This window comes from Actinomadura oligospora ATCC 43269 (genome assembly GCF_000518265.1).
Classification (GTDB): Bacteria; Actinomycetota; Actinomycetes; order Streptosporangiales; family Streptosporangiaceae; genus Spirillospora; species Spirillospora oligospora.
In genome coordinates this window covers 193,721-212,802 of sequence record NZ_JADG01000009.1, presented here as the reverse complement: position 1 = coordinate 212,802, position 19,082 = coordinate 193,721, and the positions used below count along the sequence as shown (strand labels likewise).

Here is a 19,082-nt window from a genome sequence, read left to right as displayed (position 1 = left end):
TCGGGCGCCGGCTCAGGCGCGACGGGACGCGCGGGCGGCCGGACGGCCGGTGCGCGCGCCCCCATGCACGAGGGATTCGGACGCGGAAGAGGTGGTGGCGAAGTGTCGCGGCGCAAGACCGAGCGCCTGCTCAATCTGGTGGTCTGCCTGCTGGCCACGCGGCGCTACCTGACGGCCGAGCAGATCCGCAGGGCCGTTCCGGGGTATCCGGACGGCGACGAGGCGTTCAAGCGGATGTTCGAGCGCGACAAGGAGGAGCTGCGCGAGCTCGGCGTGCCCCTCGAGGTCGGCAGCGACGCGTCCGGCGGGGGCGGTGAGGAGATCGGTTACCGGATCCCGCCGCAGGCGTACGAGCTTCCGGAGATCCACCTGTCGCCGGACGAGGCGGCGGTGCTGGGCCTGGCGGCGCGGGTGTGGCAGCGGGCGAGCATGGCGGACGCGGCGTCCGGCGCCCTGTTGAAGCTGCGCGCGGCCGGGGTCGAGACCGACGTGCCGACCGCGGTCGGTGTGGAGCCGCGCGTCGACACCGCGGATCCGGCGTTCGCGCCGCTGTGGGAGGCGGTGCGTGACGGGCGTCCGGTGACGTTCGAGTACCAGGGTGTGGGCCGTACGCACGGCGCGCGGCGGCACTTGGAGCCGTGGGGCGTGGTGAGCCGGCGGGGCCGCTGGTATGTGGTCGGGCACGACCGTGACCGGGGCGAGCCGCGGGTGTTCCGGCTGAGCCGGATCGCCGGTCAGGTGCGTCCGGATGGTCCGGCGGGCAGTGTGACCGTGCCGCAGGACGCGGACGTGCGGGCGATCGCGTTCGACCGTGACGCCCAGACGGCGGAGCCGCGTCCGGCGACGGTGCGGCTGCGTGCCGGGGCGGCGCAGGGGCCGCGCCGGTGGGCGCGGCACGTGCGGCCGGTCGGTGACGGCGCGTGGGACGAGGCGGAGCTGACGTTCCGCGACCTGGACCGGTTCGCGCCGTACCTGGCGCGGTTCGCGGCCGATGTGGTGGTGCTGGATCCGCCGGATCTGCGGGACGCGGTGATCGGGCACCTGAAGGCCGTCCTGGCGGCGAACGAGACGGCCGACGCGGCCGCCGATGCGTCGGTGGACGCGGGGACGGCCGTGAAGGCCGCCGTGGGCGTGGACGGCGACGCGGCGCGGGCGGGGGAGCGATGAGCGGCATCGAGACGGGCGCGGCGCCTCAGGACGGCGCGTCCCGCAACAGCGTGGTCCAGGGCGACGTGGCGCGAGCCGACGTGGCGAAGGGCGACGCCGGGAAGGGCGACGCGGGGAAGCGGCCCGGCGCGACGTCCACGGGGCGGCTGGCGCGGCTGCTGGCGCTCGTCCCGTACGTGGTGAACCGGGACGCGGTGGCGCTGGACGAGGCGGCCGCCGCGTTCGGGGTGACCGAGAAGCAGCTGATCGACGACCTGAACATGCTGTGGTGCGTGGAGCTGCGCGCGCCGGATCCGTACTGCCCGATCGACCTGTCCTACGAGGGCGGGGAGATCACGGTGACCGAGGCCGAGTCGATCGCGCGGCCGCTGCGGCTGAAGGCGGACGAGGCGGCGGCGCTGCTGGTGGCGCTGCGGATGCTGGCGGGCCTGCCGGAGCTGCACGACCGGGACGCGCTGTCCCGGCTGATCGCGAAGCTGGAGGACGCGGCGGGCGCGGCGGCGCAGGCCGCCGGGAAGGTCGCGGTGGAGGTGGAGACGCGCGGTGACACGCTCGCGCGGCTGCGTTCCGCGATCGACGGGCGGCGTCGCGTCCACCTGACGTACTACGTGCCGACCCGTGACGAGAACACCGAGCGGGACGTGGACCCGATGCGGCTGCTGGTGGTGGAGGGCACCACCTACCTGGAGGGCTGGTGCCGTCGCGCCGAGGCCGTCCGGTTGTTCCGGCTCGACCGGGTCACCGATCTGGCCGTGCTGGACGTCGCGGCGGACGTGCCGGACGACGCGGAGCCGATCGACGTGGACGCCGGCCTGTTCCGTCCGTCTCCGCAGGACGAGGTGGTCACGATGGAGCTGACGCCGCGCGGCCGGTGGGTCGCCGACTCCTATCCGTGCGAGTCGGTCACCGAGCTGGGGGAGGGGCGGCTGCGGATCGTGCTGCGGACCCCCGACACCCGGTGGGTGCGGGCGCTCGCGATGCGGCTGGGCGACCAGGGACGGATCGTGTCGCCGCCGTCACTCGCCGGAGCCGTCCGGGGCGAGGCCGCGCGTGCCCTCGCCCTGTACGACCTGGCGTGAGGGGTCGGCTACCGTGGGTGGGATGACATGGACGGTGATCGCGGTCACGCTGGGGTTCGCCGGGCTGGCGGTGCTGGCCTGGTGTTCCTTCCGCCTGTGGCTGGGCGTTCGCCGTCTGGCACGTGAACTCGAGCGGACGCGCCGGAGGCTCGAACCGAAACACTCGGCGCTGCGTGCCGAGGTGGACGACCTGCGGGACGCCCGCGCCCCTGCGGACTCCGGCGAGGGCGTACGATCGTCGTGAGTACCACCTGCTGAGAAGGACTGACATGGCTGGACTGGGCACCACCGAGATCCTCATTCTGCTGCTGATCGTCGTGCTGATCTTCGGCTCGGCGAAGCTGCCGCAGTTGGCGCGGTCCCTTGGCAAATCCGCGCGCATCCTGAAGGCCGAGACCAAGGGTCTGGTCGACGACGACGAGGAGCCGAAGCCCGCCGCCGACAAGCCCCAGGCCGCCGCGACCGCCGCACCGGCCGACGACGCGCGTGACCGCGCGGCGCGGCTGCGTGAGGAGGCGGCCCGGCTGGAGCGCGAGGCGGCCGCGTCCGAGCGGCGTCCCGGCGCGCTGCCGTCCGGTGAGCCGATCGAGGGCGTGCCGGTCGAGCGCGGCCAGTACCGCGCCAACGGCTGACCGTTCCCGCCCCCACGGCTTCCGCCCGGACCGGCCGCGCGCCGCTCCCCGACCCCTGATTGCCCACCATGAAGCTCAAGAGGCAGCCCGTCGACCCCGAGGGTCGGATGCCGCTCATGGCGCATCTGCGTGAGCTGCGCAACCGGTTGATCAAGGCGATCCTCGGCCTGGCCGTCGGCACCGGCATCGGCTGGCTGTTCTTCACCCCGATCTGGAACTTCGTCACCGAGCCGTTCACCCGGATCGACCCCAAGCACTGCATCAACCACAAGTGCGACCTGGTCGTCCACGGGATCTTCGACGGGTTCTTCATCCACATGAAGGTCGCGCTGCTGGCGGGCGCGGTGATCTCCTCCCCGATCTGGCTGTACCAGCTGTGGGCGTTCGTCGCCCCCGGCCTGTACAAGCGGGAGAAGCGGTGGACGTACGCGTTCATCACGGCGGCGGTGCCGCTGTTCGTGGCGGGCGCGGCCCTGGCGTACGTCACGATGGACAAGGGCCTGAAGATCCTCATCGGGCTCGCGCCGGGCAGTTCCACGGTGCTGGTCGGCGTGGAGTCCTACCTCGGCTACGCGCAGGCGATGCTGCTGATCTTCGGGCTGGCGTTCGAGCTTCCGCTGTTCGTGATCATCCTGAACATGGCCGGGGTGCTGCCGCACAGCGCGATCCGCCGGTTCCGGCGCATGATGATCTTCGGGATCTTCGTGTTCGCGGCGGTCGCCACGCCCAGCCAGGACCCGTTCACGATGCTGGCTCTCGCGATCCCCACGGTGGTGCTGTTCGAGGTCGCCGAGCTGCTGGCGTACTTCAACGACCGGCGGCGGGCGAACGCCCCCGACCCGTACGCGGGCCTGGCCGACGACGAGGCCGCGCCGCTCGACCTCGACCGGATCGACGCCGAGCTGGAGAGCGGCGGCCGGGGCGGGCGCGGCGATCTCCAGTAGGTGATCTCCGGCGGGAGATCGCCGGTGGGTGGTCTCCTGTGCGGGCGGCGGTCTCCGGAAAAACCGGAGGCGGGCCGCCCGTCCGGTGTAGGAAGATCGTCCGAGTGAAGATGTTGGGCCCCGAATTGGGAATCCGGGCGGGCGAAACCGTAGGCTCGGAGACATGAGCACCCCCGACACGCAGTCGGTCGAGCAGTCCCCGGCGGAGCGGTACCGGGCCTACCGGGCCCGCACCGAGGGGAACGGGCCCGCCCTGCTGGACTTCCGGACGCTGTACGACTTCGAGTTGGACGCGTTCCAGATCGAGGCGTGCCGGGCGCTGGAGGCCGGCAGCGGCGTCCTGGTCGCCGCCCCCACCGGCTCCGGCAAGACCCTGGTCGGGGAGTTCGCCGTGCACCTGGCGCTGCTCGGCGGCGGCAAGTGCTTCTACACCACCCCGATCAAGGCGCTGTCGAACCAGAAGTACGCCGATCTCGTCCGCCGCTACGGGCCGGAGAAGGTCGGGCTGCTCACCGGCGACAACAGCGTCAACGGCGAGGCCCCGATCGTGGTGATGACGACCGAGGTGCTGCGGAACATGCTGTACGCGGGGTCGCAGACCCTCGCGGGGCTGGCGTTCGTGGTGATGGACGAGGTGCACTACCTCGCCGACCGGTTCCGCGGCGCGGTCTGGGAAGAAGTGATCATCCACGTGCCGGAGTCGGTGCGGCTGGTGGCGCTGTCGGCGACGGTGTCCAACGCCGAGGAGTTCGGCGAGTGGCTGCAGGAGGTCCGCGGCGACACCGCCGTGATCGTCGACGAGCTCCGGCCCGTCCCGCTGTTCCAGCACATGATGGTCGGCACCCGCCTGTACGACCTGTTCGTGGAGCAGGGCAAGGGCGAGGGGCGCCGCGCGAAGCTGAACCCGCAGCTCACCCGGATGGCCGTGGAGGAGGTGCGGCGCGCCAAGGTGAACCAGGGGCGGCGCACCGGGCGGCGTCGCGCGCCGCGTCCGCAGCGGTTCCGGCCGCCGCTGCGCCCGGACGTCGTGGAGCGGCTCGACCGGGCGGGGCTGCTGCCCGCGATCACGTTCATCTTCTCCCGCAACGGCTGCGACGCGGCCGTCCTGCAGTGCCTGCACGCGGGGCTGCGGCTGACCTCGAAGGAGGAGGCGGAGGAGATCCGCGCGCACGTGGAGCTGCGCACCGACGACCTCGACCCCTCCGACCTGCACGTCCTCGGCTACCACGACTTCCTGGCGGCGTTGGAGCGGGGCATCGCCGCGCACCACGCGGGGATGCTCCCGAGGTTCAAGGAGATCGTCGAGGAGCTGTTCACCCGCGGGCTGATCAAGGCGGTGTTCGCGACCGAGACGCTCGCGCTCGGCATCAACATGCCCGCCCGCACCGTGGTGATCGAGAAGCTCGACAAGTGGAACGGCGAGGCGCACGTCGACCTGACCCCGGGCGAGTACACGCAGCTCACCGGGCGTGCCGGACGCCGCGGCATCGACGTGGAGGGCCACGCGGTGGTGGTCTGGGGGCCGAACGTGGAGCCAGCGTCGCTCGCCGGGCTCGCCGGGGCCCGCACCTACCCGCTGAACTCCAGCTTCCGGCCGTCCTACAACATGGCGGTGAACCTGGTCGGCGCGGTCGGGTTCGAACGCGCCCGCAACCTGCTGGAGCAGTCGTTCGCGCAGTTCCAGGCCGACCGGGCCGTGGTCGGGCTGGCCAAGCAGGTCCGCAAGAACGAGGAGGCGCTCGCCGGGTACGCCAAGGCCGCCGAGTGCCACCTGGGCGACTTCATGGAGTACGCGGCGCTGCGCCGCCGCCTGTCGGACCGGGAGGCGGAGCTGTCGCGGGAACGGTCGGCGTCGCGGCGCGCCGAGGCCGCCCGGTCGCTGGAGCACCTGCGTCCCGGTGACGTGATCCTGGTGCCGTCGGGGCGGCGTTCGGGCCTGGCGGTCGTGCTCGACCCGGGCCTCGGGCGGCGTTCGGACGGGGCCGCGCCGCTGGTGCTGACCGCGGGGGCGTCGGTGCAGCGGCTGTCGATCCACGACTTCCCGCGGCCGGTGGAGCCCGTCGACCGGATCCGGGTGCCGAAGTCGTTCAGCCCGCGCAACCCGCAGATGCGCCGCGACCTGGCGTCCACGCTGCGGAACAAGGTGTCGGGCGACACCCGTGACCGGCGGCGCGTCCGGGACACCCCGACGGGGGACGACGGGGAGATCGGGCGGCTGCGCGCCGAGCTGCGCGCGCACCCCGTGCACGGCTGCGACCAGCGGGAGGACCACGCCCGCTGGGCCGAGCGGTTCTTCCGGCTCGAGCGGGAGACCGAGCAGCTGCGCCGCCGTGTCGAGGGACGCTCGCAGGTGATCGCCCGCACGTTCGACCGGGTCTGCGGTGTCCTGCAGCAGCTCGGGTACCTCGACGGCGAGGACGTCACCGACGAGGGCCGCCGTCTCGGCCGCATCTACAACGAGCTGGACCTGCTGACGGCCGAGTCGCTGCGCGAGGGCCTGTGGGAGAAGCTCGACCACGCCGAGCTCGCCGCGTGCGTGTCGGCGCTGGTGTACGAGTCGCGGCAGCCGGACGACGCGACCGCGCCCCGCACGCCCGCGGGCGCCGTGCAGGAGGCCCTCGCCGGGATGATCCGGCTGTGGGGGCAGCTGGACGCGGTGGAGAAGGACAACCAGGTGTCGTTCCTGCGCGAGCCCGACCTGGGGTTCGCGTGGACGGCGTACCGGTGGGCGAAGGGCGACGACCTGGACGAGGTGCTGTTCGACGGTGACATGACCGCCGGTGACTTCGTCCGCGCGGTCAAGCAGCTGCTCGACCTGCTCGGGCAGGTCGCGGACGCGGCGGAGCCGAACAGCCACATCCGCAAGACCGCGCGGCGCGCGATGGACGCGATGCGCCGTGGTGTCGTCGCGTACACGTCCGTGACCTGACCTGGCGGTCGTGGCGGTGCTGCCGGCCGTGTGACGCGTTCGGTGCGCGGGTCACACGGCCTCGTCCATGGCGTGCGGGCGGTCACTCGGTGTCGTCGGCGGGGCGGTGGGCGAACTCCAGGAGTCCGGGCACGTCGACGACGGTGATGCGGCGCCAGCCGGTCCGGACCAGGCCCTCCTGGCGCAGCCGGTTGAGGCCGCGCGCGACCGTCTCGCGCGACGCGTCCATCCACGAGCCGAGCTCCTGCTGGGACAGGGGAGGGGCGATGTCGACGCCGCCGTCCGGCGCGGGCGGCGCGTGCCGGGCCGACAGCTCCGCCAGGTGCGCCAGCAGCAGCGCCAGCCGCTGGTCGCCGCGCACCGCCACGTGCGCGCGGGCCCGCTGGTCCGCGTCGTCCAGGCGTCGTACGAACGTGCCGCTGACCAGCCGCCACACCCGCGGGTGGGCGTCCAGGAAGGCGGTGAAGCGGGCCGCCGGGACCACGCGTGCCCGCACGGTCGACAGCGCCGTCACCGTCGCCGACCGGTGCCGCGCGCCCAGCACGGCGCTCTCGCACACCAGGTCGCCCGGCCCGCGGACGGCGAGCACCACGGCGTGCCCGTCCTCGGTGGCCGAGGCGACCTTCACCCAGCCCGACTCGATCACGATGATGTGGTCCGACTCGTCGCCCTGCAGGCACAGCGGCGTCCGGGCGGGGAACGACCGGGGTCGTGCCACCGCCCGCAGCGCGTCCCGCTCTGCGGCCGTCAGCGCGCCCCAGAAATCATCGGGACGCACCGGGATTTTCCTGTCGATCAACGGGGGTCCGTTCTCCGAGCCTCCCCGGGGAAGGGGGCTCGCGGTGTCGGGACGGAAAGACCGGCGCCCGCGGCGTTGGGGGGAGTGGGGCGACGAGGCCCGAGCCGCGGGCGCCGGCCGCTTCTACCGGTCGCCGCGGCGCCGCCGGTGAACCGTCGTGTCGCGCCGGGGCGCGCTCCTGCGGCTCCTGCCCTGCAACCTCCCACGACGACTCGGTGACCTTCGGAGGACGCCCCCCGGGCGCCCGCTCTCCCTCAGCAGACACCCCGCCCGTCCTCGATGCTGCCCTTTCCGCCCCATTCCGTCTGCGTCTTCTGACTCACAGGGTCAGCTTCTTCGGCCGTGCCGGTTCGGTCGTGCCGGTTCGGTAGGGGGCGTGCCCGGGGCGGGCGGTGACTTGGACAGGTGGGGACGGTTAGCGTCGCCGTGGCGTTGGGGCCTGAACCGGAGGTGCGCGGTGGGTGGGGTTGCGGTGGGTGTCGGGGAACGGACGCGGTGGACGGTGGCGGCCGAGGCGTTGCACGGGTCGCTCTCGGATCCGGTGCTCGACACCATGAACTTCCTGAACGAGGTCACCTCCAGGTATCCCGAGGCGATCTCGCTCGCGCCCGGGCGGCCCTACGAGGAGTTGTTCGAACCCGAGGTGATCCACGAGTACCTGGACGCCTTCATGGGGCACCTGCGGGACCAGGGGTGGACGGAACGCGAGGTCAGGACCTCGCTGTTCCAGTACGGGCGGACCAAGGGGCAGATCCACCGGCTGCTCGTCGAGATGCTGGCCCACGACGAGGGGATCGAGGTCGACGCCGAGGGGGTCGTGGTCACGGTCGGCGCGCAGGAGGGGATGTTCCTGGTCCTGCGGGCCCTGTTCGCCGAGCCCGACGACGTGCTGCTGGTCAGTTCGCCGTGCTACATCGGGATCACCGGGGCGGCGCGGCTGCTGGACGTCCGCGTCGTGCCGGTGCCCGAGGGGCCGGACGGGGTGGACCCGGAGACCCTGCGGGCGGTGGCGCGGCGGGAGGTGGCCCAGGGACGGCGTCCCCGGGCCTTCTACGTGGTGCCGGACTTCGCCAACCCCTCGGGCGCGAGCATGCCGGTGGACGCGCGGCGGCGGCTGCTGGACGTCGCGGCCGAGGCGGAACTGGTCGTCATCGAGGACAACCCTTACGGGTTCTTCAGCCGTGACGGTGTCGCGCGGCCCACGCTGAAGTCCCTCGACCGGGACGGCTCGGTCGTCTACCTCGGATCGTTCGCCAAGACCTGCTTCCCCGGCGCGCGCCTCGGGTACGTGCTCGCCGACCAGGTCGTCGCCGGGGCCGAGGGGCCGCGGGGCCTGCTGGCGGACGAACTCGCCAAGATCAAGAGCATGGTCACGGTGAACACCCCGTCGCTGAGCCAGGCCGTCATCGGGGGGATGCTCATCCGGCACGGCCGCCGGCTGCGGGACGCCAACGCCCGTGGCATCGCCTTCTACCGGCGCAACCTCCAGACCGTCCTGAACGAGCTGGAACGACACTTCCCGCCTGGCTGCGGAGTGACCTGGAACCGTCCGGAAGGCGGGTTCTTCACCGTGCTGACCGTCCCCTTCGTCGCGGACAACGCGGCGCTGGAACGGTCGGCGGGGGAGTTCGGCGTGCTGTGGACGCCCATGGACGCCTTCTTCGTGGGCGGCGACGGCAGCCGGCAGCTGCGCCTGTCGTCCAGCTACCTGGAACCGGAGCTGATCGCGGACGGGATCGCCCGGCTGAAGGCGTTCGTCACGGCCGAGACCGCGCGGACGCCGCGCGCGGCGACGCCGGGAGCCGGGCGGTCGGCAGCCGCAGGGTGACGGTGAGGCCGCCCTCGTCGCGGGGGCGCGCCCGGGCCGTCCCGTCGTGCGCCTCCAGGACCGCGCGGACGATGGACAGCCCGAGCCCCGCGCCGCGCTCGCCGCCGCGCCGGGGACCGCGGAGGCGCTCGAACGGCTTGAAGATCGTCTCGGCGTTCTCGGGCGAGACCACGGGGCCGGTGTTGTCCACCGCGACGAACGTCGAGCCGTCCAGCACGCCGCAGCGCACCCACACGTGGCCGTCGGGCACGTTGTAGCGGATCGCGTTCTCGACCAGGTTCACGATCGACCGCTCCAGCAGCACCGGGTCCCCCACGGCGGGGCCGGACGCGAGGTCGGCGTGCAGGGTCACGTCCTCGCGCGTGGCGACCGGATGCAGCTGGCCGATCGCGTCCGCCGCGAGGTCCCGGACGTCCAGGGGCACCGGGCTGCGCAGCTCCCGCTCGGATCGCGCGAGGGTGAGCAGGCCGTCGATGAGCCGTTCGTGCCGGGTGTTGGCGGCCAGCAGCCGGTCGCACAGCAGCCGGGTCTCGGAGGTGGTCCCCGGACGGGCGAGCACGACCTCGATCGCGGTCCGGCTGAGGGCGAGCGGGGTGCGCAGCTCGTGGGACGCGTTGGCGATGAACCGCCGCTGCGAGTCGAACGCCCGGTGCAGGCGGTCCAGCATCTGGTCGAAGGTGTCGGCGAGCTCCTTCACCTCGTCGCGCGGACCGTCCAGGCCGATCCGCTCGTGCAGGGTGGTCTCCGACAGGCGCCGTGCGGTCGTGGTGACGGTGTGCAGGGGGCGGAGCATCCGCCCGGCCAGGTAGTAGCCCATGACGAAGGCGAGCGCGCCGAGCAGGAGGGTGGCCACGATCGACACCTGGAGCAGGCCGTGCAGGATCTCCCGGCGGCGCTCGGTCAGCTCGTGCTCGATGTCGGGGCCGCCGAAGAAGTACGGCTGGTTGGCGGGACGCTGCCGTCCGGGCAGGCTCGTGTGGAACTTGGCGTTGACCGCCCACACCGTGAACAGGTAGGTGACCGCGACCAGCAGGACCGCCGTGCCGAAGAACAGCGACCCGTAGACGAGGCTGAGCCGCGTCCGCAGGCTGAGCCGCATCGGCTTCACCGCCGGCCGCTTCAGGGACGATGGCCTCAGCGTGGGCCGTCTCGGGGCGGGTCGTTTCGGGGCGGGCCGCTTCACAGCCGGTATCCCGCGCCGGTGACGGTGTGGATGACCTGCGGGTCGCCGAGTTTCTTGCGGAGCGTGGCGACGATGACGCGGACGACGTTGCTGAACGGGTCGATCCGGTCGTCCCACGCGCGGGCCAGCAGGTCCTCCACGCTGACCACCCCGCCCTCGGCGCGCAGCAGCTCCTCCAGCACCAGGAACTCCTTGTTGGTGAGCGCGACGGGCCGTCCGTCGCGGGTCACGGTGCGGTCCTTCGGGTCCAGCCGGACGCCGCCGCGTTCGAGGACGGGCGGCAGCGGCGGCGCGGAGCGGCGGCCGAGCGCGCGGACCCGCGCCACCAGCTCCCCGAACGCGAACGGCTTGGTGAGGTAGTCGTCGGCACCCAGGGACAGTCCCTCGATGACGTCGTCGACCTCGTCGGCCGCGGTCAGCATGAGGATGCGCGCGGTGCTCGGGCCCCGCACCAGCTCGCGGCACACGTCGTCGCCGTGCACGCCGGGCAGGTCCCGGTCGAGGACGATGACGTCGTAGTCGTTGTAGCTGGTGCGGTAGAGGGCGTCCTCGCCGTCGTAGGAGACGTCCACGGCGATGGCCTGGTCGCGCAGCCCCTCGGCGGTGGCGTCCGCGAGCATCTCCTCGTCCTCGACGATCAGTATGCGCATGTCGTCCTTCCGCTGGTCGTTCGGCCAGGGACATGATCGCGTGCGGGGCATTAATCGGGGATAAAGCGCACTGGGGCGGATTATCGCAGGTCAGGAGTTCTTAAACCCAGCTTAAACAGGTCGTCGCTCTAATGGGGTTCGCCGCGGGCAGGGCGTCCTCGGCGGGAAGGCGATGATGAGAAACCGAGTGATGTTCCTGTCCGTTCTGGTGCCGCTCGTGCTGGGAATGTCGGCCTGCGGCGGCGACAAGAAGGACGACGGCGTGGCCAGCGGCGGCGGCCAGCCGAGCAACGCGGGCAACGCCTCGTCGGCGGCCCCCGCCAACCCCCAGGACGCGCAGGTCAAGTTCGCGCAGTGCATGCGGCAGAACGGCATCAACATGCCCGACCCGCAGCCCGGCCAGCCCGCCCGGATCACCGACACCGGGGTGGACAAGAGCAAGCTCCAGGCGGCGACGCAGAAGTGCCAGCCGATCATGCAGCAGGGCGGCGGGCCGATCAATCCGAACGACCCGAAGGTGCAGGACGCGATGCTGAAGTTCACCAAGTGCATGCGCGAGCACGGCGTGAACATCCCCGACCCGGGCCCCGGCGGGCAGATGCAGATCCCGAGCGGCGCGTCCCGCGACAAGCTGCAGGCCGCGCAGCAGCAGTGCAACCACTTCCTGCCCGGGGGTGGGAATTGAACCCGCTGACAGGTCCACCGGGGCAGGCCGGGCCGGCCGAACCCGGCGGACGACCGGGAACCGACGGCCTCAGCGCCCCGGACCCGCAGGACGGGCGGACCGCCACCGGCGGCCTCTTCGCGGCGGACGGCCAGGGCGAGACGAACGGGGACCGGCCGGGGGAGTCCGCGCTCGCGGCGTCGCCGCCGCCCACGTCCCCGGCTCCCCGGGCCGTCATCGCCTCCCACCGGCGGCGACGCCGCCAGGTGATCGTGGCCGGGCTCGCGGTCGTCGCGGTCGTGGGCGCCTCGACGGCGTACGTCCTCACCCGGGACGACGGCGGGGCGCCCGCGCCCAAGTCCTCGCTCCCGACCGCCACCGCGGCGATCACCAAGGGCGACGTCGCCGACACCGAGTCGGTGGACGGGAAGCTGACCTACTCCGACAGCCGGGCGCTCGTGTCCGGCTCGTCCGGCACGGTCACCAAGACGCCCGCCGAGGGCTCCACGATCAGGCAGGGCAAGACGCTGTACCGGATCGACAACAAGCGGGTCGTCCTGATGTACGGGTCCCTGCCGCTCTACCGGACCCTCAGCGCGGGCGTGGACGACGGCCCGGACGTCAGGGAGCTGGAGCAGAACCTCAGGGACCTCGGCTACGGCGACGACATGACCGTCGACAAGGACTTCACGTCCGCGACGACCGCCGCCGTGGAGGACTGGCAGCACGACATGGGGCTGCCCGAGACCGGCAGCGTGGACGCGAGCCAGGTGGTGTTCGAGCCGGGCCCGGTCCGGATCAGCGAGATCAAGAGCCCCGCCGGGCAGCCGACCGGCAGGGGACGGCCGATCCTGACGGTCAGCGACACCCGCTCGGTCGTCCACGTGGACCTGGACGCCTCCAAGCAGAGCCTCGCCCGCAAGGGCGCGGCGGTCAGCGTCGCGCTGCCCAACGGACGCCGCGCCGCCGGCCACATCACCCGTGTCGGGACGGTGGCCAAGGCCGGCAAGGACCAGAGCAACAAGGACAGCTCGACGATCGACGTCGACATCACCCTGGACCGCGGCGGCACCGGCAACCTCGACCAGGCGCCCGTCACCGTCGACATGGAGTCGGCGCGGGTGCGCGGCGTGCTGTCGGTGCCGATCGAGGCGCTGCTCGGCCTGCGCGAGGGCGGCTTCGGCGTCGAGGTGGTGGAGGGGACGGCCAGCCGCGTCGTCCCGGTGCAGCTCGGCCAGTTCGGCTCCGGCCGGGTGCAGATCACCGGGGCGGGGCTGCGCGAGGGCATGAAGGTCGGGGTGCCCACGTCATGACACCGGAGAACGCGCCGCGCGAGGACGCGGAGGACTCGGCGATCATCGAACTCGGCGGCGTCACCAAGGTCTACCCCGGCGACGTGCAGGCGCTGCGCGGGGTGGACCTGCTCGTCGAGCGCGGCGAGCTGGCCGCCATCGTCGGCCCGTCCGGGTCGGGCAAGAGCACGATGCTGCACGTCGTCGGCACGCTGGACCGGCCGTCGGGCGGAACCGTCAGTATCGCCGGATACGACGTCGCCGAGCTGTCGGACCGGGAGCTGTCGGCGCTGCGGGCCCGCCACATCGGGTTCGTGTTCCAGGGGTTCCACCTCGCCGTCGGGGTGAGCGCCCTCGACAACGTCGCCGACGGGCTGCTGTACCGGGGCGTCCCGCTGCGCACGCGGCGCGAGCTGGCGCGGGCCGCGCTGGAGCGGGTCGGGCTCGGGCACCGCGTCGGGCACCGTCCGCACCAGATGTCCGGCGGCGAGCAGCAGCGCGTCGCGGTCGCGCGGGCGGTGGTCGGGGAGCCGGAGCTGCTCCTCGCCGACGAGCCGACCGGCAACCTCGACACGCGGTCCGGCGCGGAGGTCCTGGAGGTGCTGCGCGACCTGCACCGGGCGGGCACCACGATCGTGGTGATCACCCACGACATGGAGATCGCCGAGTGGGCCGCGCGCCGCGTCCGGGTCCGCGACGGCCTGATCGTGTCGGACGACGGTCCCGGCACCGGCCGCCAGGCGCTCGCCGAGCTGCGCGGAGCCGCGCGGTGAACGGGCGGACGGGCCGGGACGGGCGGACGGGCCAGGGCGGGCGGCGGCCCCGGCTGGTCCCGGCCCGGATGAGCGGCCGGGACGTGGTGCGTGTCGGGATGACGGGCCTGCGTGCCCGTCCGACCCGGGTGTTCCTGTCGGCGCTGGGGATCGCGATCGGCATCGCGACGATGGTCGCGGTCATCGGGATCTCGGCGTCGAGCAAGGAGCAGCTGCTGCACCAGCTCGACACGCTCGGCACCAACATGCTGACCGCCCAGCCCGGCCGGACCCTGTTCGGCGAGGACGCCAAGCTGCCGACGAGCTCGGTGGAGATGACCCGGCGGATCGGGCCGGTCACCGAGGCCTCGGCGACCGGGCGCACCGACGCGTCGGTGCGCCGCACCAACTACATCGACAAGGCGAACACCAGCGGCATCGCGGTGCAGGCGACCGGGGCGGACCTGCTGCACACCCTGGACGGCTCGATGCGGACCGGGGTGTGGCTCGACTCGGCCACCCAGCGGTATCCGGCCGTGGTGCTCGGCGCGGAGAGCGCCCGGCGGCTCGGCGTGCAGAAGGTCGGACGTCAGGTGTGGATCGGCGACCGCTGGTTCACCGTGGTGGGCGTGCTGAACCCGCTGCCCCTCGCGCCCGAGGTGGACCGCTCGGCGCTGGTGGGCTGGGACGCCGCGGCCCGCTACCTGGGCTTCGACGGGCACCCGACCACGATCTACGAGCGGTCGGCCGACACGGCGGTGCGGGACGTCCGGTCCGTGCTGCCGCGCACCATCAACCCGCGCAACCCCGAGCAGGTGGAGGTGAGCCGTCCGTCGGACGCGCTGGCGGCCAAGGCGGCGGCGGCCGGGGCGTTCACCAACCTGCTGCTCGGCCTCGGCGCGGTCGCGCTGCTGGTCGGCGGCGTCGGGGTGGCGAACACGATGGTGATCTCGGTGCTGGAGCGCCGCCGCGAGATCGGCCTGCGGCGTTCGCTCGGCGCGACCCGCGGCCAGGTCCGCACCCAGTTCCTCGCCGAGTCGCTGCTGCTGTCGGCGCTCGGCGGCGTGGTGGGCGCGGTGCTGGGCGCGGCGGCGACCTTCGCGTTCGCCTCGTACCGGGGCTGGCCGCCGGTCGTGCCGTCCTGGGCACTGTTCGGCGGGATCGGCGCGACGCTCGTCATCGGCACCATCGCCGGGATCTACCCGGCGGCGCGGGCGGCGCGGGTGTCCCCGACGGTCGCCCTCACCACCGCCTGACCCGGCTACTACCGCCTGACCCGGCCACCACCGCCTGATCTGATTTCGCGCGCTTCCCGGCGTCTCGACCCCCGTGGCACTCACCGCCTGCGGACCGGCACAAAAACCGGCCCGCGGGCGGTGAGTGTGTGCGGGGGTTTTTGTGTCCAGGGGTGTTTCGGTCCAAGGGCGTGTCCAACCATTCATCCTGAACGGTTGGACCGTCCTGTCCCGGCCGTCCAAGTGGAAAATCCCGCGCGTGCCGTTCGGTGAGTGCGGTGTCAAAGGCGGCGTCGTGGACTTCGCGGCGAAAACGGCGGCACGATCGCCGGGAGTCGCCGCCGAACAGCGGCGGACAACTCCGGTGAGAAGTGGAGGGGCCATGGCGCCGACCGGGATCGCGGTTCCGAATCTGGCCGATCCGGCGACCTATGCCGAGCACGATATGACGGCGGTGTGGCGGAGGCTGCGCGCGGACGACCCGGTGCACCGCCACCCCGCGACCGCCGCCGGGCCGGGCTTCTGGGTGCTGACCCGCCACGAGGACGTCGCGGCCGTCCTCAAGGACGACGAGCGCTTCACCTCCGAGCAGGGCAACGTCCTGGCGACGATGCTCGCGGGCGGCGACACCGGCGCCGGGCGGATGCTCGCGGTCTCCGACGGCGACTTCCACACGGGCCTGCGCCGGCTGCTGCTGCAGGCGTTCGCGCCGCGCGCCCTCACCGGCGTGGTGGAACGGGTCCGCCGCACCACGCGGCGGCTGCTGCTGGAGGCGGTGGAACGCGGCGAGTGCGACTTCGCCCGGGACGTCGCCTCGGTGATCCCGCTGGAGACCATCTGCGACCTGCTGGCGGTGCCGCCGGCCGACCGGCCCGCGGTGCTGCGCCTCACCAAGTCGGCCCTGGCCTCGGACTACGCCGACCCCGAGGCCGGTGAGGACTGGGCCGCCCGCAACGAGATCATGGTCTACTTCAGCGACCTGGTCGAGGAGCGGCGGCGCGCCCCCGGCGACGATCCGATCAGCCTGATGGCCGCCGGCGAGGTGAACGGGCGGCGCCTGGACGACGTCGACATCGTCCTGAACTGCTACAGCCTGATCATGGGCGGGGACGAGACCGGGCGGCTGGCGATGACCGGCGCGGCCCGCGAGCTCGCCCGCCGCCCCGACCAGTGGGCCGCGCTCAGCGGCGGCGCGGTGACGGCGCAGACGGCCGCCGAGGAGGTCCTGCGCTGGACCACCCCGACCATGCACTTCGGCCGGACGGCCCTGACCGACGTCGAGCTGCGCGGCCGGACGATCAACGCCGGGGACCTGGTCACGCTGTGGCTGGTGTCGGCCGACCAGGACGAGTCGGTGTTCCCCGGCGCCGACCGGTTCGACCTGGCGCGCACTCCGAACCGGCACCTCGCGCTCGGCTACGGACGGCATTTTTGCCTCGGCGCCCACCTCGGCCGTGTCGAGATCATCGCGATGCTGGAAGGGCTGCGGGAATGCGTCGGATCGCTCCGGCAGACGGGCCCGGAACAGTACATCCATTCCAACTTCCTCACCGGTATGCACAGTCTTCCGCTCGCCCTTTCCCCGCATCCGTCCGGCGTCCGGAAATGACCTTCCCGCGGCTGTTGGTCAGCGCCCGCCGCGACCTACTCTCCAACCGGCGGAAACCGGCGGCGGAAGCGGCCCGGCCCGCGGCGGAGGCGGCGAAGGCGGCCAGGCCCGCGGCGGAGCCGGCGAAGGCGGCGCGGACGGCGGACGCGTTCGCGGCGGAGGCGTCCCCGGCGACCCGCCGTCCCCCAGTCAACCGATCACGAACGGGAGGCCGCAGTGGCCCAGCTCGGACCCCCAGGCGCGGTGATGTTCCGTGGATTCGGCGATGAGGAGCTCACCAAGCAGCGCATCCGCCGCGGGACCGTCCGCCGGATCCTGCCCTACGCCCGCCCCTACCGGTGGAGCATTCTCGCCCTGCTGGTGCTGACCGTCCTCGACGCCGCCGCGGCGGCCGCGGGGCCCTTCCTCCTCAAGGTGATCATCGACAAGGGGGTGCTGCCCCGGAACACCGGGCTGGTCGTCGCGGTGGCCTCCGCCGTGGCGGGCCTGGCGGTGTTCGAGGCGCTGGTCGTGCTCGTCCAGCGCTGGTTCTCGGCCCGGGTCGGGGAGGGGCTGATCTACGACCTGCGGGTGAAGGTGTTCGCCCACGTGCAGCGCCAGCCGCTCGCCTTCTTCACCCGCGCGCAGACCGGGTCCCTGGTCAGCCGCCTCAACAGCGACGTCATCGAGGCCCAGCAGGCCGTCACCTCGATCCTGTCGCAGGTGCTGTCGAGCGTGCTGTCGGTGGTCCTGGTGCTGGGCGCGATGTTCTACCTCTCCTGGCAGGTCACCCTCGCCTCGCTGGTGCTGCTGCCGCTGTTCGTCGTGCTCACCCGCGTGGTCGGGCGCAGGCTGCAGCGCCTGACCCGCGAGTCGATGCAGCTGAACGCCGAGATGGGCTCGATGATGAACGAGCGCTTCAACGTCGCGGGCGCGATGCTGGTCAAGCTCTACGGCCGTCCGGCCGAGGAGACCCGGATGTTCGCGGCGCGCTCGGGGCGGGTGCGCGACATCAACATCGTCGCGGGCGTCTACGGGCGGGTGCTGTTCGTCGCGCTCACCCTGCTCGCCGCGCTCGGCACCGCGCTCACCTACGGCCTCGGCGGCGCGCTGGTCGTCCACGGGGCGTTCCAGATCGGCTCGATGGTCGCCCTCGCCACCCTGCTGACCCGGCTGTACGGGCCGATCACGAGCCTGGCCAACGTCCAGGTGAGCGTGATGACGGCGCTGGTCAGCTTCGACCGGGTCTTCGAGGTGCTGGACCTGGAGCCGGTCGTGGCCGAACGGCCGGACGCCGTCACGCTGGAGGTGTCCCGCGACCCGGCCCCCGACATCGAGTTCGAGGGCGTGTCGTTCCGCTACCCGGCCCCGAACGAGGTGTCGCTGGCGTCCCTGGAGTCGATCGCGCTGCCCGCGGGCGAACGCGTCGGGCCGTCCGCGCAGGTGCTGGACGAGGTCACCTTCCGCGCCCCCGCCGGAGGGCTCACCGCCCTGGTCGGCCCCACCGGCGCGGGCAAGACCACGGTCACCCACCTGGTGTCCCGGCTGTACGACCCGACCTCGGGGACGGTCCGGATCGGCGGACGCGACCTGCGGGAGGCGACGCTCGACTCGCTGCGCGACACCGTCGGCGTCGTCACGCAGGACGCGCACATGTTCCACGACACCATCCGCGCCAACCTCCTGTACGCCCGGCCGGACGCCACCGACGAGGAGCTCGCCGAGGCGTGCCGGGCCGCGCAGATCTGGGACCTGATCGAGTCCTTCCCGCACGGCCTGGACACCGTGGTCGGCGACCGCGGCTACCGGCTGTCGGGCGGGGAGAAGCAGCGCGTCTCGCTCGCCCGGCTGCTGCTGAAGGCGCCCCCGATCGTCGTCCTGGACGAGGCGACCGCGCATCTGGACTCCGAGTCGGAGGCGGCCGTGCAGCGCGCGCTCGCCGCCGCCCTGCGCGGCCGGACGTCGCTGGTCATCGCGCACCGCCTGTCGACCGTCCGGGAGGCCGACCAGATCCTGGTGGTGGACGGCGGGCGCATCGCCGAGCGCGGCACGCACGAGGAGCTGATCGAGCGCGGCGGCCTGTACGCCGAGCTGTACCGCACCCAGTACGCGGGGCAGGCCAACGGCCGGGCCACCGCGCCGCCCGAACGGCCGATGGCGCCGCGTGACCGCGAGCCCGGCCCCGGCGACCTCGGTCCCGGCAACGCCGGTCACGGCTTCGGCGGTCCCGGTCACGCCGGTCACGCCCCCGGCGAGAAGTTCTTCATCCGGCGGCAGGTCTGAGCCGTCGCGGGCCGTCGCCCGCGCCCCAGGCCCGCCCCAGTCGGTTCATGGACGGAG

16 protein-coding genes are annotated in these 19,082 nt (G+C 72.9%); 13 read left to right on the top strand and 3 right to left on the bottom strand.

The window, feature by feature from the left end:
- Window positions 1-102 precede the first annotated feature (102 nt).
- From P696_RS45610 to P696_RS0114940, 6 genes are all read left to right on the top strand, one after another.
- Window positions 103-1,167, top strand: a complete 1,065-nt coding sequence (locus tag P696_RS45610) for a helix-turn-helix transcriptional regulator (RefSeq protein WP_084337534.1) — start codon at window positions 103-105, stop codon at window positions 1,165-1,167.
- Window positions 1,164-2,246 carry a helix-turn-helix transcriptional regulator gene (locus P696_RS0114960; RefSeq protein WP_084337532.1) on the top strand — a complete coding sequence of 361 codons (1,083 nt, stop codon included), beginning with the start codon at window positions 1,164-1,166 and terminating at the stop codon, window positions 2,244-2,246. The genes P696_RS45610 and P696_RS0114960 overlap by 4 nt, the downstream gene beginning before the upstream one ends.
- Window positions 2,247-2,268: 22 nt before the next feature.
- On the top strand, window positions 2,269-2,490 hold the full coding sequence (locus P696_RS0114955) for a hypothetical protein (protein ID WP_034484989.1): 222 nt from the start codon (window positions 2,269-2,271) through the stop codon (window positions 2,488-2,490).
- Window positions 2,491-2,515: 25 nt separating this feature from the next.
- Window positions 2,516-2,878: a Sec-independent protein translocase subunit TatA gene (tatA, locus tag P696_RS0114950; RefSeq protein WP_026412975.1), complete on the top strand. Its 363-nt coding sequence runs from the start codon at window positions 2,516-2,518 to the stop codon at window positions 2,876-2,878.
- Window positions 2,879-2,946: 68 nt separating this feature from the next.
- Window positions 2,947-3,822, top strand: a complete 876-nt coding sequence (tatC, locus tag P696_RS0114945; protein ID WP_026412974.1) for a twin-arginine translocase subunit TatC — start codon at window positions 2,947-2,949, stop codon at window positions 3,820-3,822.
- 163 nt (window positions 3,823-3,985) lie between these two features.
- Window positions 3,986-6,751, top strand: a complete 2,766-nt coding sequence (locus P696_RS0114940) for a DEAD/DEAH box helicase (protein ID WP_026412973.1) — start codon at window positions 3,986-3,988, stop codon at window positions 6,749-6,751.
- An 82-nt stretch (window positions 6,752-6,833) separates the two neighbouring features.
- Here the strand turns inward: P696_RS0114940 and P696_RS45605 are convergent, their stop codons facing one another.
- A complete protein-coding gene (locus tag P696_RS45605) occupies window positions 6,834-7,550 on the bottom strand; it encodes a Crp/Fnr family transcriptional regulator (protein WP_034484986.1) in 717 nt (238 codons plus the stop codon).
- Window positions 7,551-8,022: 472 nt separating this feature from the next.
- On the opposite strand from P696_RS45605, the gene P696_RS45600 reads away from it, so the two are divergent.
- Window positions 8,023-9,378 carry an aminotransferase-like domain-containing protein gene (locus P696_RS45600; protein WP_051467635.1) on the top strand — a complete coding sequence of 452 codons (1,356 nt, stop codon included), beginning with the start codon at window positions 8,023-8,025 and terminating at the stop codon, window positions 9,376-9,378.
- Here the strand turns inward: P696_RS45600 and P696_RS45595 are convergent.
- Window positions 9,308-10,477, bottom strand: coding sequence for a sensor histidine kinase (locus P696_RS45595; protein WP_051467633.1), 1,170 nt, complete (start codon window positions 10,475-10,477; stop codon window positions 9,308-9,310). The two genes, P696_RS45600 and P696_RS45595, sit on opposite strands and share 71 nt — an antisense overlap.
- 80 nt (window positions 10,478-10,557) lie before the next feature.
- Window positions 10,558-11,211 (bottom strand): response regulator transcription factor, encoded by a 654-nt coding sequence (locus P696_RS0114920; RefSeq protein WP_026412972.1) that lies wholly within the window; start codon window positions 11,209-11,211, stop codon window positions 10,558-10,560.
- A gap of 190 nt (window positions 11,212-11,401) precedes the next feature.
- Here P696_RS0114920 and P696_RS0114915 point away from each other — a divergent pair, with 190 nt between their 5' ends.
- From P696_RS0114915 to P696_RS0114890, 6 genes are all read left to right on the top strand, one after another.
- Entirely contained in the window at window positions 11,402-11,896 is a 495-nt protein-coding gene (locus tag P696_RS0114915; RefSeq protein WP_051467631.1) for a hypothetical protein, read from the top strand.
- Entirely contained in the window at window positions 11,893-13,188 is a 1,296-nt protein-coding gene (locus P696_RS0114910) for a peptidoglycan-binding protein (RefSeq protein WP_245627668.1), read from the top strand. Before P696_RS0114915 ends, P696_RS0114910 begins: the two co-directional genes overlap by 4 nt.
- Complete coding sequence (locus tag P696_RS45590; protein ID WP_051467630.1) at window positions 13,185-13,940, top strand: ABC transporter ATP-binding protein; 756 nt, start codon at window positions 13,185-13,187, stop codon at window positions 13,938-13,940. The genes P696_RS0114910 and P696_RS45590 overlap by 4 nt, the downstream gene beginning before the upstream one ends.
- A 68-nt stretch (window positions 13,941-14,008) precedes the next feature.
- Window positions 14,009-15,175: an ABC transporter permease gene (locus P696_RS0114900; protein ID WP_051467720.1), complete on the top strand. Its 1,167-nt coding sequence runs from the start codon at window positions 14,009-14,011 to the stop codon at window positions 15,173-15,175.
- A gap of 361 nt (window positions 15,176-15,536) precedes the next feature.
- The gene (locus P696_RS0114895; protein WP_026412968.1) at window positions 15,537-16,763 is read left to right on the top strand and encodes a cytochrome P450; all 1,227 of its coding nucleotides are present in this window, start codon (window positions 15,537-15,539) and stop codon (window positions 16,761-16,763) included.
- Between the two features lie 246 nt (window positions 16,764-17,009).
- Window positions 17,010-19,025, top strand: coding sequence for an ABC transporter ATP-binding protein (locus P696_RS0114890; RefSeq protein WP_034485106.1), 2,016 nt, complete (start codon window positions 17,010-17,012; stop codon window positions 19,023-19,025).
- Window positions 19,026-19,082: the final 57 nt, after the last annotated feature.